This is a genomic window from Sediminicoccus sp. KRV36 (genome assembly GCF_023243115.1).
Lineage (GTDB): Bacteria > Pseudomonadota > Alphaproteobacteria > Acetobacterales > Acetobacteraceae > Roseococcus.
On record NZ_CP085081.1, the window covers coordinates 1,512,017 to 1,527,706 of the forward strand.

Consider the following 15,690-nt stretch of genomic DNA (forward strand, 5'->3'; position numbering starts at 1 on the left):
GTTTCCTCCCTAAACTTGGGCCGCTCCCTTGCGGGGGCGGCCCTTTCTTTTGTTTAAGCCATTTCGTTCATCGATATCAAGACATTTTCGACGCATGATCGTATGGTGCGGCGCAGCAATATTGCGCGGACGGTCAGGCTGTTTCGGCCCACCCCGATCTCGGTTAGGTTCCGCCGCATCCCAGCCCGGTAAGGAATCTCCGCCTTGCGTCTCACCCGCGCCTTTCTGCCCACCCTCAAGGAAACTCCTGCCGACGCGCAGATCGTTTCGCATCGGTTGATGCTGCGCGCGGGGCTGATCCGCCAGACTTCGGCCGGCATCTATGCCTGGCTGCCGGCGGGTTTGCGCGTCCTGCGCCGCGTCGAGCAGATCGTTCGGGAGGAACAGGACCGCGCCGGCGCACAGGAGGTTCTCATGCCGACGATCCAATCGGCGGAGCTGTGGCAGCGCTCGGGGCGCTATGAGGATTACGGCAAGGAAATGCTGCGCATCCGTGACCGGCATGACCGCGAGATGCTCTTTGGCCCCACCAATGAGGAGATGATCACCGACATCTTCCGGGGCTATGCCACGAGCTACCGGGATTTGCCGCGCAACCTCTATCACATCCAGTGGAAATTCCGCGACGAGGTGCGCCCGCGCTTCGGCGTGATGCGCGGCCGCGAATTCCTGATGAAGGACGCCTATTCCTTCGACCTGACGGCCGAGGGAGCCCGGCATTCCTATCGCCAGATGCTGCTCGCCTATCTGCGCACATTCCAGCGCATGGGCCTCAAGGCCGTGCCGATGCGCGCCGATACCGGGCCGATCGGCGGTGATCTGAGCCATGAATTCATCATCCTGGCCGAGACCGGCGAGAGCACCGTCTTCTACGACAGCGAATTCGAACAGCGCGACTGGGCGGATGCCCCGGTCGGCTATGACGATCAGGCGGCGCTGTCCGGCTTCTTTGACCAGGTGACCGCCATGTACGCGGCGACCGAGGAGATGCACGACCCCAAGGCCTGGGAATCCGTGCCCGAAGCGCGCCGCCGCGAGGGCAAGGGCATCGAGGTCGGCCACATCTTCTATTTCGGCAAGAAATACTCGGCGACCATGGGGCTGGCCGTCGCCGCCCCCGATGGCACGACCGTGGTGCCCGAGATGGGCAGCTACGGCATCGGTGTCTCGCGCCTGGTGGCCGCGTTGATCGAGGCCAATCACGACGAAGCCGGCATCAAGTGGCCCGATGCGGTGGCCCCCTGGAAGTGCGCCATCCTGAACCTCAAGCCCGGCGATGCCGGCTGTGATGCGCTTTGCGAGCAGCTCTACGCGGCCCTGCCCGACCAGGCCGTCTATGATGACCGGCCCGAGCGCGCGGGGGTGAAGTTCAATGATGCCGATCTCATGGGCTTCCCCTGGCAGGCCATCATCGGCCCGCGCGGCGCCGCCAATGGCCGGGTGGAACTGAAGCGCCGCATGACGGGCGAGCGCGAGGAACTCTCCTTCGAAGACGCTCTGGCGCGTTTGCGCGCCTGATGTTCAACGCCTTTGAGCGCGCCGTCGCCGCGCGCTACCTGATGTCACGCAAGAGCGACCGCTTCACCTCGGTCATTGCCGGTTTTTCCCTGGTCGGGATCATGCTGGGGGTGGCGACGCTCATCATCGTCATGTCCGTGATGGGCGGGTTCCGGCAGGAATTGCTGGGTCGCATCCTCGGGCTGAACGGGCATCTGGGCGTCTATGCCGCGGATCGCGGCAATCTGCGGGATTTCGACGCCATCGCCGCCAGCATCCGCCGCGTGCCGGGCGTGGTTTCCGCCACCCCCATCGTGGAGGGCCAGGTGCTGCTGACCGGCGCTGGCAGCACCGCGACGGGGGGCCTCGCCCGCGGCATCCGGCCCGAGGATCTGCGCGCGCGGCCGATCATCGCGGGCAATATCCGCGCCGGTTCGCTGGCCGCCTTCGAGGGCGAGGATGCGGTGGCCATCGGCACGCGTCTCGCGTTCCGGCTGGGCCTGAGCGTGGGAGACAAGATCACGCTGGTCAGCCCGCAGGGTCGCGCCACCGTGATCGGCACCATCCCCCGGCTGCGCGCCTACACCATCGCCGCCATCTTCGAAGTCGGCATGAACGAGTATGACAGCACCTATGTCTTCATGCCGCTGCCGGCCGCGCAGATCTATTTCCAGACCGGGCCCGAGGCTGCCTCCCAGGTCGAGGTCTTCGTGGCGGACCCGACCCGGGTGCGGGCGGTCAACCGCGACATCCGCGCCGCACTGAGCCAGCCGGTGCGCATTCTGGATTGGCAGGACGCGAATTCCAGCTTCTTCGCCGCCGTGCAGGTGGAACGCAATGTCATGTTCCTGATCCTCACGCTCATCATCATCGTGGCGGCCTTCAACATCATCTCCAGCCTCATCATGCTGGTGAAGGACAAGGGGCGGGACATCGCGGTGCTGCGCACCATGGGGGCCACGCGCGGCGCCATCCTGCGGATTTTTCTGATGTGCGGCGCCTGGATCGGTGTGGTGGGAACCATGGCCGGATTCCTGGTCGGCGTGGTGTTCTGCCTGAACATCGAAAGCATCCGGCAATTCATCCAGATGCTCTCCGGCACGGAGTTGTTCAGCGCCGAAATCTACTTCCTGACGCAATTGCCCGCCGTGCTGAACTGGACCGAAGTTGGCCAGGTGGTGGCGCTGGCCCTGTCCCTCGCTTTGCTGGCCACGATCTACCCGAGCTGGCGCGCGGCGAAGACCGACCCTGTGGAAATGCTGCGCAATGAATGATGCTGATCAAGCGGCCCTGCCCCGTGGCGTCGGCCGCACGCCATGAACAAGCCTCTGGAGCTGCGCGCGGTCGAGCGGCGCTACAAGACCGAGGCCGGCACGCTGGATGTGCTGCGCGGCACCGACCTCACCTTGCATGAGGGTGAGATCGTGGCGTTGGTGGCCCCTTCGGGAACCGGAAAATCCACGTTGCTGCACGTCACCGGCCTGCTGGAGCGGCCCGATGGCGGAGAGGTGTTTGTGGAGGGGGCGGCGGCCGGCACGCTCTCCGATGATGCGCGGACGGCGATCCGGCGCAACACCATCGGCTTCGTCTATCAATTCCATCACCTGCTCTCGGAATTCACCGCCGAGGAGAATGTGATGCTGCCGCAGCTCGCGGCCGGCATCCCCCGTGCCGCGGCCAAGGCGCGGGCGGCCGAGCTGCTCGGGCAATTCGGGCTTGCGGCGCGCCTCCAGCACCGGCCGGGCAAGCTCTCGGGCGGCGAGCAGCAGCGCGTCGCCATCGCGCGTGCCCTGGCCAATGCGCCGCGTGTGGTCCTGGCCGATGAGCCCACGGGAAACCTCGATACCGCGACAGCCAACCTGGTGTTTGAAGAATTGCTGCGCGAGGCCCGGGGCAGGGGACTCGCCTGCCTGATCGCCACCCATAACCCGGCACTGGCGGCCCGGATGGACCGGGTGGTGACGCTGCGGGATGGGCTGATCGTGCCGGCCTGACGGGCTGATGAAATCTTCCCGCGGTGGGGTCGAGGGGCCAGCCCCTCGAGCTCCCCGGCAGGGTGAAAACCTGCGTGGTTTTCACAGTTTCCTGCACCTTCATCCGGGGATGTGGTGCGGTTGTCGCTTCTAAGGCCCGAGGGTTGCGTGTCTTGGTGGCAAAGCCCTCTCGCCGCCTGGCTTTTGTCAGCGGCCTGTCCGGCCACGAGATTCCACGCCGAGAGGCTGGGCGATGTTTTCGACGGGCGCGGCCTGCGGAGAGCGTGCGCGAATGGGGCTATGACAATCATCGCCCCGCGTGGCGTCCCTCCGCTCCCCGGCCAGCGCCTCAGTGGGGTCTGTAGCTGCGAAGGAGCCGCCGGCGCCAACCCATCTCCGCCATGCAGGGATCATAGACGGCATTGTAGCCCGGCAGCCTGTTGCCCGCGGGTGCGGCGTTCCAGGCGGCCTGCGCCTCCAGGCCGCGCCGCTCGCATACGGCCTGGGCCTGCTCGCCCGTCAAAACCTGGCGTGGGCCGATCGGGTCGTAGGCGTATTCGTTGGGCTGCTCGCAGGCGGCCAGCAGCAGCAAGGCAGGGATCCATCGCTTCATGTCCCATCGGGCCGGCATGCGGCTGCCCCTGTCAAGCATGCGCCGCCTGCGCCTATGCTCAGCGAAACGGGAGGAATACGAATGGATCTGCCACTCGACGGCGTCACAGTGATCGAGGTGGGCCAGGCGCTGGCCGGGCCGCTGGCTGGCGTCGTGCTCGCCGATATGGGCGCCGATGTGATCAAGGTGGAAAAGCCCGATGGCGGTGATGATGCCCGGCTTTGGGGCCCTCCCTTCGGGCCGGATGGCGTCACCTCGCTGTATTTCCACGGGCAGAACCGCTCCAAGCGGTCCATCACGCTGGACCTGAAAAAGCCCGAGGATGTGGCCGCCCTGCACCGGCTTTGCGAAACCGCCGATATCCTGATCCAGAACCTGCGCCCCGGCGTGGTGGAGGAGATCGGCATCGGGCCGGAGGCGATGCTGGCGCGGCATCCGCGGCTCATCTACTGCTCGATCTGGGCCTTTGGTTTCGAGGGGCCGATGAAGATGAAGCCGGGCTTTGACCCGCTGCTCCAGGCCTATGGCGGCATGATGAGCATCACCGGCCAGCCCGATGGCCCGCCCACCTTTTGCGGCGCCTCGATCAATGACAAGGCGACGGGATTGTTCATCACCATCGGCGCGCTGGCCGCGCTGCGCTGGCGGGACCGGACGGGGAAGGGCTGCCTGGTGGATGGCTCGCTCTTCGAGACGGCGGCCTTCTGGGTGGAAGGGCAGATCAACAACCACCTGGCCACCGGCGATATCCCGCAACGGCACGGCACGGGTGCGGCGGTGATCGTGCCCTACCAGGTGTTTGAGACGGCCGACCGGCCGCTCTGCCTCGCCGCCGGCAATGACCGGCTTTTCGCCCGCGCGGCGAAAGTGATGGGGCATGCCGAATGGGCGGCTGATCCGCGCTTCGCGACGGGGAGCCAGCGCGTGCGCAACAAGGCGGCGCTGATCCCGCTCATTGTTGACGTGCTGCGCACCCGGCCACGCGATGCATGGCTGGCGGAGCTGGATGCCGTCGGCGTGCCGAGCGGGCCGGTGAATGACATCGCCGAGGTCACCGCCAGCCCGCAAATGGCCGCGGTGGACCTGATCCGGCCCTTGCCGGATGGCGGGCCGAGCGTCGTTGGGCTGCCGCTCTCCTTCAACCGCCGGCGGCCGCGCGCGCGCAGCGATTCGCCCCGGCTCGGTCAGCATAACCGGGAGGTCCTGGGGCGGGACTAGCCTTCCTGGAGGCGGGCCGCGCGGCGCACATGGCGCGCGGCGAGCAGGGCCGCCAGCTCCTCATCGCCTTCCGAGACGGCCTCCAGGATCATCGCGTGCTCCTGCCAGTCCCGCACGGCACGTTCGGTGCTGTTGCGGCGAAAGACGAGCTCCGTCCGCTCCCGCAGCGGCCGCATCACTTCGCGCAGGGCCTGGTTGGTGCCGGCCAGGGCGAGCAGGTCGTGAAAGGCGATGTTCAGCGCGGCAAGGTCGCTCGCCGTGGCTTCACCGCCCGCCTCGTCTCGCAGCAGGGCGGCGAGCCTGGTGCCGCGTTCCAGCAATTCCAGGATTTCGACGCGGATTGCGGCCTTGCAATGCCGCGCGGCGAGGCGGGCGGTCAGCCCCTCCAGCACGGCCCGCACTTCGATCAGGTCACGCGCGAAGCCCTCGGTCATCTCGGCCACCTGGGCGCCGCGGCCGCCGGGCGCGGCCTCGGCCGGCACGGCCAGGCCCTCGGCGATCAATTGCTTGATCGCCTCGCGGATGGGCACGCGTGACATGCCGAGTTCGGCCGAGAGACGCTCCTCCACCAGTCTTTCACCCGGCTTGAGTTCGCCGGACAGGATCGCGCCGCGCAGCCGCGTCAGGGCCTGGCGGCTGAGTGGTTCGCGGCGCGGGGCGGCATGCTGGGGGGTGGCTGAGGTGCTGGTCATGGGGCTCGCGCGTGGAAGGGCAGGTGACTGACTGTATACGATAACGATCGTGTTGTGTTGCGAAGTGCTGATTGCCTGCTGATTTGATGGCTATCGGTCCGATAAAACGGCCTGAATGGCAGTTTCGCATATCGATTTTGATTGACTCACGTATCTCCGTATACGAACATCTGGTCAGATTAGGACCCGCCACACCATATCAGCCAGGGCTGGAGAGCGCATGCCGCACATCGCACAAGGCCAGCCTCGCCGTCCCTTTGCCGTGACCTGACCGGCCTTCCCGAAACGCAACCCCGCCCCCCGCCCGAGGAGTTTCCCGTGACCGCCCTGATGACCCATGACGAATTCCGCACCGCCCTCGAAAACGCCATCAAGGGCAAGAGCGCCAACGCCTCGCCCTTCAGCATCGCCTGGGCGAATGGCACGCTGACGCGTGAGCATCTCTGCCGCTGGGCGGAGAATCACTACCACTATGTCGGCCCCTTCGCGGATTACCTCGGCTACCTCTATGCCCGCATGCCGGCCCATATGACGGAAGCCAAGGATTTCCTCCTGGCCAACATGTATGAGGAGGAAATCGGCGGGGATCGCCACACCGACCTGCTGATCCGCTTCGCCGAAGCCTGCGGCACGACGGCCGAGCGGGTGAAGAACCCCGACAACATGTCCCCCACCACGCGCGGCCTGCAAAGCTGGTGCTATGCGGTCGCGATGCGCGAGGACCCGGTGGTGGCCGTGGCCGCCCTGGTGGTCGGCCTCGAATCCCAGGTGCCCAGCATCTACCGCAAGCAGACGCCAACCCTGCGCGAGAAGTATGGCTTCACGGATGAGGAGGTCGAGTTCTTCGACCTGCACATCGTCTCCGATGAAATCCATGGCGAGCGCGGCTACCAGATCGTCCTGGAACACGCGAATACGGTCGAGCTCCAGCAGGCCTGCCTGAAGATCTGCGGCATCGGCGCGCAGATGCGGCTGCTCTACACGACCGCGCTGTATCACGACTATGTCGAGCGGCGCCTCGACGTCGCGGCCTGATGTCGCCCCGCTGATGCCAAAGGTCACCTTCCACAAGGCCGGGCAGGTGCATGAGGATGAGGTGCCGGATAACGGCAATCTCGTCGTCCGCGCCGGCATCAGGAAGTACCCCTGGCCGCATCTGCGCTACGGCTGCGGCATGGGAAAATGCGGGAAATGCGCGTGCCGCGTCCTGGCCGGGGCCGAGCATCTGCCCGAGCCCAATTGGAAGGAAACCAAGCAATTGGGCGAGCGGATCAGCCAGGGCTATCGCCTGATGTGCCAGCATTGGCTGCATCACGACATTACCCTGGCGCAGGATGAAGAGGTGCCCGCCTGATGTCCGACTACGTGATCCTCACCAGCAAGCCCGGCCAGTTCCGCACGGAATTGTCGCCGGGGCTGGTTCCGGTCGAGGCCTATGACTACGTCTCGCAGGGCAAGCTGCGCGCGCAATTCGTCATCGCGGAATTGCAGCATGAGACGCGGCTGCGCGTCGTGGATGTGGCGGCGGCCCCCATCCTGAACCTGGTGCCCAGCAAATTCCTGCCGCGCTTCGCCAATGTGGAAGCCGCACGGGCGGAGCTTGAGCATCTGACGCGGTTTCGCGGCGTCCAGTCCAGCCTGATCCGGCAATGAGCGAAGCGGCGGTGCCACGCATCCGCGTGACCTTCGTGAGCAATGAAGGCAAGCAGGTCGAGGCGGATGCGGGCGGCAGCCTGCTGCGCATCTCCATCCGCGAGAAGGGCGGCATTCCCTTCAAATGCGGCGGCGGGTTGTGCGGCACCTGCAAGTGCCGCTTCGAGGCCGGGCGGGAACACGCCTCCGCCATCACCGCCAAGGAGCGCAAGCATTTGACGGAAGATCAATTCGCCGCCGGCTGGCGCATGGCCTGCCAGACCTTCGTGAATGGCGATGCCAGCATCTCCTGGCCGCCCCCGCCGCCCAAGCCCGCACCCGCACCGGTGACCGCGGCATGAAGGCCACCCTCAAGCTCGAAACCCGCGAAGCCCGCGTGATGATCGCTGCCGCAACGGCCCAGGCCGAGGCGATGGGCGTGCGGCAAAGCGTCTGCATCGTGGATGATGGCGGTTATCCCATCCTGCTGGAGCGGATGGACGGTGCCCGCATCACCGGCCCGCAAATCGCCTGGAACAAGGCATTCACGGCCGCCGGGCACAAGCGCTCGACGCATCTGTTCAACACGCCGCCGAATGGGCCGGCGCTGCCGGGTAACGAGGCCTTCGGCATCCAATGGAGCTTCGAGGGGCGCTTTGCCGTCTTTGTCGGCGGCTTCCCGATCATCCTGGATGGCCAAGTGGTGGGTGGCATCGGCCTCTCGGGCGGCAATGGCGAGCAGGATATCGCCTGCGGCGTCGCGGGCCTCAAGGCGCTGGCCGCGTTGCTGGAGCCCGAGGGGCATGTGGTGCAGGTGGCGGCTGATCTGAAGCTGTAATGGGTTGTGCGCGGACCAAAGCCGCCCCACCTTCCCACCAAAGCAACCGGAGAGACCCGCATGGCCGCCTACCCCAACACCCAGCTCCACATCGCAGGCACCTGGCGCGACGGCGAAAATGGCCGACGCATCGAAGTGCTCAACCCCGCCAATGAGGAGGTGATCGGCACTGTCGCCCACGCCTCCATCAGCGACCTCGATGCCGCCCTGGCCGCCGCCGAGCGCGGCTTCGCGCTCTGGCGCAAGGTGGGGGCCTTCGAGCGCTCCAAGACCATGCGCAAGGCCGCCGATCTGCTGCGCAGCCGCGCCGATGAGATCGCCGAGCTGATGACGCTGGAGCAGGGCAAGCCGCTGGCCGAGGCCAAGGTCGAGATCATGGGCGGTGCGGACACGATCGACTGGTTCGCCGAGGAAGCCCGCCGCAGCTACGGCCATGTGATCCCGGCGCGCGCCGCGGGCGTCTATCAGTTGACCATCAAGGAGCCGGTCGGCCCCGTCGCCGCCTTCACGCCATGGAATTTCCCGATCAACCAGATCGTGCGCAAGCTTTCGGCGGCGCTGGCCACTGGCTGCTCCATCATCGTCAAGGCGCCGGAGGAAACGCCGGCCAGCCCGGCCGCGCTGATCAAGTGCTTCCTCGATGCCGGCGTGCCGGGCGATGTGATTGGCCTCGTCTACGGCGTGCCGAGCGAGATCAGCTCCTACCTCATCGCCAGCCCCATCATCCGCAAGGTGACCTTCACCGGCTCCACCCCGGTCGGCAAGATGCTGGCAGGCATGGCCGGCCAGCACATGAAGCGCGTGACGATGGAGCTGGGCGGCCACGCGCCGGCCATGGTGTTCGACGATGCCGATGTGGAGCACGCGGCCAAGACGCTCGCTTTCGCCAAGTTCCGCAATGCCGGCCAAGTCTGCGTCTCGCCGACGCGCTTCCTGGTGCAGGAGCGCGTCTATGACCAGTTCGTCGCCAGCTTCACCAGCCACGCCAAGGCGCTGAAGGTGGGCAACGGGCTTGATGCCGCCACCAATATGGGCCCCATGGCCAATGAGCGTCGTGTGCCCCAGATGGAGGTCCTGATCGCCGATGCCCGCGCCAAGGGGGCCGAAATCACCACGGGCGGCAGCCGCATCGGCAACAAGGGCTATTTCTTCGAACCGACCGTCGTGGCGGGCGCGACGCTCGACATGCGCGCGATGAATGAGGAGCCCTTCGGCCCAGTGGCGCTGATGCGCCCCTTCAAGAGCTTCGACGATGTCGTGACCGAGGCCAATCGCCTGCCCTTCGGCCTGGCCAGCTATGCCTTCACCAGCAGCGCCAAGACGGCGCAGGCCCTGGCCGCGGGCGTCGAGGTCGGCATGATGACGATCAACCATCTGGGCCTCGCCCTGCCTGAGGTGCCCTTCGGCGGCGTCAAGGATAGCGGCTACGGCACGGAAGGTGGCTCGGAAGCGATCGAGGCCTATCTGAACACGAAGTTCGTGAGCCAGGCCGGCCTCTGATGAAGGGCGCGCCCTGGCCGATTATGGCCAGGGCGCGCGCATGCCGCCTTGAAATGGCCGGCTTGGGCGGCTTCAACCCCTCCTGCGCGCGCCCGACTGCATGGCGCGTTTTCTGGAGAAGCTGGTCGCCATGGAGCATGATTCGGTGATGTTGGCCGAGGCCGCCCCGCCGGGCAGGGCCGCGCCTCCCCTGGAACTGACCATCCTGATGCCCTGCCTCAATGAGGCGGAGACGCTGGCCACCTGCATCCGCAAGGCCATGGGCTACCTCGAGCGCAGCGGCGTGCGGGGCGAGGTGCTGATCGCCGATAATGGCAGCACCGATGGCAGCCAGCAGATCGCGACCAGCCTGGGCGCGCGGGTCCTGCCGGTGGCCGAGCGCGGCTATGGCGCGGCGCTCATTGCCGGCATCACCGGCGCGCGTGGCCGCTACGTCATCATGGCCGATAGCGATGACAGCTATGATTTCGAAAACCTCGACCCTTTCGTGGCCAAGCTGCGTGAGGGCTATGCCCTGGTCATGGGCAACCGCTTCCAGGGCGGCATCAAGCCTGGCGCCATGCCACCCTTGCACCGCTACCTCGGCAATCCGGTGCTGACGACGATCGGGCGGGTGTTTTTCGGCAGCCCCTGCGGCGATTTCCATTGCGGCCTGCGCGGTTTTGACCGGGACGCCATCCTCAAGCTCGATCTGCGCGCCCCCGGCATGGAATTCGCCAGCGAGATGGTGGTGAAGGCAACGCTGCAAAAGCTGCGCATCACCGAGGTGCCGACGACGCTCTCGCCCGATGGCCGCTCCCGCCCGCCGCATCTGCGCTCCTGGCGCGATGGCTGGCGGCATTTGCGATTCCTGCTGGTGTTCTGCCCGCGCTGGCTGTTCTTCTACCCGGGGCTGCTGCTCTTCATCGGCGGGCTGGGTGCCATGGCGGCGCTGCTGCCGGGCGCGCGGCGGCTGGGCGGCGTCACCTTCGATGTGCACACGCTGCTTTATGCCTCCGCCGCCACCACGATGGGCTTCCAGCTCATCATGTTCTGGGTGTTCGCGCGGGTGCATGGCGCGCGGGAGGGGCTGGTGCCGGAGCAACCCATGCTGACCCGCATGCTCGCGCGCTTCGGGCTGGAGCCCGCGCTGCTGACGGCCCTGGGGCTGTTCCTGCTGGGGCTGTTGCTGGGCGTGGCCAGCCTCGTCATCTGGGGGGCCGGGCGGTTTGGCGATCTGGGCGGTTCGGGCACCATGCGGCTTGCCATCGCCTCGGTGACGACCATGCTGCTGGGGCTGCAACTGGCCACCGGGGCGTTTTTCATCGCCGTGCTCGACATGGTGCGGGCGCGGCGCTGACTGCCGCAATGTCTTGCCATGGGCGCCTAACCCTCGCCGCTTTCGCGCGTTGTGCTGTCCGGATCGAACGGAGGAACACTGCATGACGAGACGGGGCATCCTCGCCGGGATTTTCACCCTGGCCGCGACGGGGGGCGCGCTGGCCGCACCGCCCAGGCTTACAGTGCCCGATGCGTCGCCGGTAGAGGAGGTGCAGGGCCGCGGCCATGGCCGCCGCCGCCGCTGCTGGTGGGAAACCCGGCGCGTGCGCTACCGCGACGCATGGGGCCGCATCCGCGAGCGCCATGTGCGCCATCAGGTTTGCAATTTCTGAAGGCTACGGTCGCAGGCCTGGCCTGCTAAGCTTGGGCCATGTCCGATTCCTTCATCCACCTGCACACCCATTCCGCCTATTCGCTGAGCGAAGGCGCCATCAAGGTGGAGAAGCTGCCGGGCCTGGCGCTCGCCGCCAATATGCCCGCCGTGGCGCTGACCGATACGGCGAATCTCTTTGGCGCGCTGGAATTCGCGCAATACGCCTCGGGCAAGGGCATTCAGCCCATCATGGGCTGCCAGCTCTGGCTCTCGCGCGCCGCCACGGGTGAGGAGCGGCCCGAGGCGCTGCGCGCGGGTGCGGATGTGATCGTCGCGCTGGCGATGAACGCGACCGGGCTGGACAATCTCCAGCGCCTCTCCTCGCTCGGCTGGCTGGGTGAGGATGCTTCGGGCAAGCCGGCCCTGGCCCTGGATCAGCTGCTGACCCACGCGCCCGGACTGATGCTGCTGACCGGTGGGGATCATGGCCCGCTGTCACGCCTGCTGGCGGAGGGCCGGCGGGATGCGGCGGAGCGCCTGCTCCGCGCGCTGGGCGAGGCCTTCGATGGCCGCCTCGTCGTGGAACTCATGCGCCACCATACGGAGCGCCAGCAGGCGATCGAGCCTGGCCTGCTGCGCCTGGCCGATGAGGCGGGCCTGCCCATCGTCGCCACCAATGATGTCTATTTCGCCGAAGCGAAAACCCATATCGCGCATGACGCGCTGCTCTGCATCGCCGAGGGGCGCCTGGTGGCCGAGCAGAACCGCCGCCGCGTCACGCCGCATCACTGGTTCAAGCCGGCCAGCGAGATGCGCGCCCTCTTCGCCGACCTGCCCGAGGCCTGCGATAACACGCTGGCCATCGCGCGCATGTGCGCCGTCATGGCGGAATCGAAAAAGCCCGAGCTGCCGATCTGCCCCAAGGTGCTGCCCGGCAAGACGGAGGCCGAGACCGTCGCCAATATGGCGCGTGCGGGCCTGGCGCGCCGCTTCCCCGAGGGGGTTCCGCCTGTCCACGCGGAGCGGCTGGAATATGAGCTCGGCGTGATCGAGCAGATGGGCTTCTCCGGCTATTTCCTGATCGTGGCCGACTTCATCCAATGGGCGAAGGAACAGGGCATTCCGGTCGGGCCCGGACGTGGCTCGGGGGCGGGTTCCGTCGCCGCCTGGGCGCTCTCCATCACCGATCTCGATCCGCTGCGCTTCGGGCTGCTGTTCGAGCGTTTCCTCAACCCCGAACGCGTTTCCATGCCCGACTTCGACATTGATTTCTGCCAGGACCGGCGGGATGAGGTGATCGACTATGTCCGCCGGGAATATGGCGCGGATCGCGTGGCGCAGATCATCACCTTCGGCAAATTGCAGGCGAAAGCGGCGGTGCGCGATGTGGGACGCGTGCTGGGCATGCCCTATGGCCAGGTGGACAAGATCGCCAGCCTGATCCCGAACAATCCCGCCAATCCCGTCAGCCTGGGCGATGCCATCAAGGGCGAGCCGAAGCTCCAGGACATGCAGGAAAACGACGAGGCCGTGGCCAAGCTGCTGGACACGGCGCTCCAGGTGGAAGGGCTGTACCGCAACGCCTCCACCCATGCGGCCGGCGTGGTCATCGGCCGCAAGCCGCTGGTGGAAATCACGCCGATCTATCGCGATCCGCGCTCGCCCTCACTCATTACGCAATACTCGATGAAGTATGTCGAGCAGGCGAGCCTGGTGAAGTTCGACTTCCTGGGCCTCAAGACGCTGACGGTGCTGCAACGCGCGGTGCAACTCCTGAAGGCGCGCGGCATCGAGGTGGACCTCGACAAACTGCCGCTGGATGACGAACGCACCTATGCCATGCTGGCCAAGGGCGATGCGGCCGGCGTCTTCCAGTTCGAAGGCCAGGGCATGCGGGACTGCCTGCGCTCCATGCGCCCCGACCGCTTCGAGGATCTGATCGCCGCCGTCTCGCTCTACCGGCCGGGCCCGATGGAAAACATCCCGGCCTATTGCGCCCGCAAGCATGGCGAGCCCTGGGCGGCGCCGCACCCCTCCATCCAGGACATCCTGGGCGAGACCTATGGCATCATGGTCTATCAGGAGCAGGTGATGCAGATCGCGCAGGTCATGGCGGGCTATTCGCTCGGCGGTGCCGACCTGCTGCGCCGCGCCATGGGCAAGAAGGACGCAGCCGCCATGGCCAAGCAGCGCGCCATCTTCTGCGAAGGTGCCGAGAAGAACGGCGTACCGGCCGAGAAGGCGGGCGAAGTCTTTGACCTCATGGAGAAATTCGCCAATTACGGCTTCAACAAGTCGCACGCGGCAGCCTATGCGCTGGTCGCCTATCACACGGCCTGGCTGAAGGCGAACCATCCCGTGGCCTTCCTGGCGGCCTCCATGTCGCTCGATCTCGACAAGACGGAGAAGCTCGCCTCCCACATGCAGGAGGCGTCGCGTGTCGGCATCAAGGTGCTGCCGCCGGATATCAATCGCAGCGGCGCGGAATTCACGATCGAGGAGCTGCCACCTGCGCCGGCAATGAACGCCCCCGGCGAGGCGGCCCGCGAGGATCGCGCCGCGGCGGGCCCCGCCATCCGCTTTGCCCTGGCCGCCGTGAAGCGCGTCGGCCTGCAGGCGATGCGTGAACTGGTCGCGGCGCGCGATGCGCCCTTTGCCAGCCTCGCTGATTTCGCGGCGCGGGTGGACCCCAAGCTGCTGAACAAGATGCAGCTGGAAAACCTCGCCAAGGCGGGTGCCTTTGACAGCCTGGAGGGCAACCGCGCCCGCCTGGTCGCCGGTGCGGAGACGGTCCTGCGCCGCGCGCAAGCCACGGCCGAGGACCGCGCGAGCAACCAGATCGGCCTGTTTGGCGAGGTGGAGCAGGGGCCGCCCTTGCTGCGCCTGCCCGACATCCCCGACTGGCCGCAGCTCGACAAGCTGGGCTTCGAGGCGGAGGCCGTGGGTTTCCATCTCTCGGCCCACCCGCTGGATGAATACAAGGGCGCGCTGCGGCGCCTGGGTGCCACGCCTTCCGCCGTGATCGCGGATCGGGTGCGGGCCGGTTCCACCCGGCTGAAACTGGCGGGCACGGTCACCGCCAAAAAGGAGCGCAACACCCGCACCGGCAGCCGCATGGCCTGGATCAGCCTGACCGACCAGGCCGGCAGCTTCGAGGTGACCTTCTTCAGCGAAGTGCTGAACCGCTCCCGCGACATGCTGGAGGAGGGCACGGCGCTGCTGATCACCACGGATGCGAAGCTGGAAGGCGAGGCGCTGCGCCTCACCGCGCAGGATGTCGAGCGGCTGGACAAGGCGGCCGCCGGCGTGGGGCAGGGGATGCGCATCTTCATCGAGGCCGCGAGCGCGGTGCCCGACATCCGCAACATCCTGGAGCGCGACGGGCGCGGCAAAGGCCGCGTCAGTCTGGTACCGCGACTTGCCCCCGGGCAGGAGGTGGAATTGACGCTGCCCGGCGGCTGGAATGTCTCGCCGCGGATGATGCAGGCGATGAAGCTGGTGGCGGGTGTCGCCAGCGTGGAGGAGGTTTAGCCGGCCTTGCCGCCCTTCGCGATGAGCTTGGTCTGCGCCTGCATCCGGTCCAGGTAGCCCAGCACCAATGCGCCCACGACGAAGCACATGTGGATGATGACGCCCCACATCAGCGTGCGGTCATCCAGGCTGTCCACATTCATGAATTTCTGCAGCAGATGAATGGAGCTGATGGCGATGATGGCCAGCGCCACCTTCAGCTTCAGGTTGCCAGGATCGAGATTGGTGACCCAGGAGATTTCCTTGCTGCTGGTCTCATCCGTCAGCTTGGACACCAAGCTGTCATAGGAGGAGATCGCCACCATCGCCACGAGGGAGGCCACCAGCGCGCTGTCCACGAGATACAGCATGCCCAGCAGGATCTGGTTGTCATCCTGCTCGATCAGGATGGTGGAGGCGAATTTCCACACCTTGAAGCCGAATTTCACCGCATAGGCGGCAAGCGCCGCGGCAAGGCCCAGGTAGAACACCGCCAGGATATAGCGGCTGGCGATCATCATGCGGTCGAGAAGCTTGTCCATGGCGGCCCATGTGGGGCAAACCGGGGCACAGGAAAAGGGGTG

Annotated in this window: 16 protein-coding genes; 13 read left to right on the forward strand and 3 right to left on the reverse strand. The window is 66.6% G+C overall.

Features of this window, described 5'->3' with window-relative positions:
• Positions 1 to 204: 204 nt before the first annotated feature.
• The 3 genes from proS to LHU95_RS06835 are packed head-to-tail and all read left to right on the forward strand — an operon-like array spanning position 205 to position 3,491.
• Positions 205 to 1,518 (forward strand): proline--tRNA ligase, encoded by a 1,314-nt coding sequence (proS, locus tag LHU95_RS06825; RefSeq protein WP_248710615.1) that lies wholly within the window; start codon positions 205 to 207, stop codon positions 1,516 to 1,518.
• Entirely contained in the window at positions 1,518 to 2,771 is a 1,254-nt protein-coding gene (locus LHU95_RS06830; RefSeq protein WP_248710616.1) for a lipoprotein-releasing ABC transporter permease subunit, read from the forward strand. Before proS ends, LHU95_RS06830 begins: the two co-directional genes overlap by 1 nt.
• 42 nt (positions 2,772 to 2,813) lie before the next feature.
• Positions 2,814 to 3,491 carry an ABC transporter ATP-binding protein gene (locus tag LHU95_RS06835; RefSeq protein ID WP_248710617.1) on the forward strand — a complete coding sequence of 226 codons (678 nt, stop codon included), beginning with the start codon at positions 2,814 to 2,816 and terminating at the stop codon, positions 3,489 to 3,491.
• A gap of 328 nt (positions 3,492 to 3,819) precedes the next feature.
• Here the strand turns inward: LHU95_RS06835 and LHU95_RS06840 are convergent, their stop codons facing one another.
• Positions 3,820 to 4,083 (reverse strand): hypothetical protein, encoded by a 264-nt coding sequence (locus LHU95_RS06840; RefSeq protein ID WP_248710618.1) that lies wholly within the window; start codon positions 4,081 to 4,083, stop codon positions 3,820 to 3,822.
• Positions 4,084 to 4,164: 81 nt separating this feature from the next.
• Here LHU95_RS06840 and LHU95_RS06845 point away from each other — a divergent pair, with 81 nt between their 5' ends.
• Entirely contained in the window at positions 4,165 to 5,301 is a 1,137-nt protein-coding gene (locus LHU95_RS06845; protein WP_248710619.1) for a CoA transferase, read from the forward strand.
• Here the strand turns inward: LHU95_RS06845 and LHU95_RS06850 are convergent.
• Positions 5,298 to 5,993, reverse strand: a complete 696-nt coding sequence (locus LHU95_RS06850) for a GntR family transcriptional regulator (protein ID WP_248710620.1) — start codon at positions 5,991 to 5,993, stop codon at positions 5,298 to 5,300. The genes LHU95_RS06845 and LHU95_RS06850 overlap by 4 nt on opposite strands.
• A 318-nt stretch (positions 5,994 to 6,311) precedes the next feature.
• Here LHU95_RS06850 and LHU95_RS06855 point away from each other — a divergent pair, with 318 nt between their 5' ends.
• From LHU95_RS06855 to dnaE, 9 genes are all read left to right on the forward strand, one after another.
• Entirely contained in the window at positions 6,312 to 7,028 is a 717-nt protein-coding gene (locus LHU95_RS06855) for an iron-containing redox enzyme family protein (protein WP_248710621.1), read from the forward strand.
• A gap of 13 nt (positions 7,029 to 7,041) precedes the next feature.
• Positions 7,042 to 7,347 carry a 2Fe-2S iron-sulfur cluster-binding protein gene (locus tag LHU95_RS06860; protein ID WP_248710622.1) on the forward strand — a complete coding sequence of 102 codons (306 nt, stop codon included), beginning with the start codon at positions 7,042 to 7,044 and terminating at the stop codon, positions 7,345 to 7,347.
• Entirely contained in the window at positions 7,347 to 7,646 is a 300-nt protein-coding gene (locus LHU95_RS06865; protein WP_248710623.1) for a ferredoxin, read from the forward strand. The genes LHU95_RS06860 and LHU95_RS06865 overlap by 1 nt, the downstream gene beginning before the upstream one ends.
• Positions 7,643 to 7,987: a 2Fe-2S iron-sulfur cluster binding domain-containing protein gene (locus LHU95_RS06870; RefSeq protein WP_248710624.1), complete on the forward strand. Its 345-nt coding sequence runs from the start codon at positions 7,643 to 7,645 to the stop codon at positions 7,985 to 7,987. Before LHU95_RS06865 ends, LHU95_RS06870 begins: the two co-directional genes overlap by 4 nt.
• Entirely contained in the window at positions 7,984 to 8,463 is a 480-nt protein-coding gene (locus LHU95_RS06875) for a heme-binding protein (protein ID WP_248710625.1), read from the forward strand. Before LHU95_RS06870 ends, LHU95_RS06875 begins: the two co-directional genes overlap by 4 nt.
• Before the next feature lie 60 nt (positions 8,464 to 8,523).
• Complete coding sequence (locus LHU95_RS06880; RefSeq protein ID WP_248710626.1) at positions 8,524 to 9,963, forward strand: NAD-dependent succinate-semialdehyde dehydrogenase; 1,440 nt, start codon at positions 8,524 to 8,526, stop codon at positions 9,961 to 9,963.
• A 100-nt stretch (positions 9,964 to 10,063) separates the two neighbouring features.
• A complete protein-coding gene (locus LHU95_RS06885; protein ID WP_248710627.1) occupies positions 10,064 to 11,302 on the forward strand; it encodes a glycosyltransferase family 2 protein in 1,239 nt (412 codons plus the stop codon).
• Positions 11,303 to 11,384: 82 nt separating this feature from the next.
• Positions 11,385 to 11,615 carry a hypothetical protein gene (locus LHU95_RS06890; RefSeq protein WP_248710628.1) on the forward strand — a complete coding sequence of 77 codons (231 nt, stop codon included), beginning with the start codon at positions 11,385 to 11,387 and terminating at the stop codon, positions 11,613 to 11,615.
• 38 nt (positions 11,616 to 11,653) lie between these two features.
• Positions 11,654 to 15,127: a DNA polymerase III subunit alpha gene (dnaE, locus tag LHU95_RS06895; protein ID WP_248710629.1), complete on the forward strand. Its 3,474-nt coding sequence runs from the start codon at positions 11,654 to 11,656 to the stop codon at positions 15,125 to 15,127.
• On the opposite strand, the gene LHU95_RS06900 is transcribed toward dnaE, so the two are convergent.
• On the reverse strand, positions 15,124 to 15,648 hold the full coding sequence (locus tag LHU95_RS06900) for a TIGR00645 family protein (protein WP_248710630.1): 525 nt from the start codon (positions 15,646 to 15,648) through the stop codon (positions 15,124 to 15,126). The two genes, dnaE and LHU95_RS06900, sit on opposite strands and share 4 nt — an antisense overlap.
• Between the last annotated feature and the right edge of the window lie 42 nt (positions 15,649 to 15,690).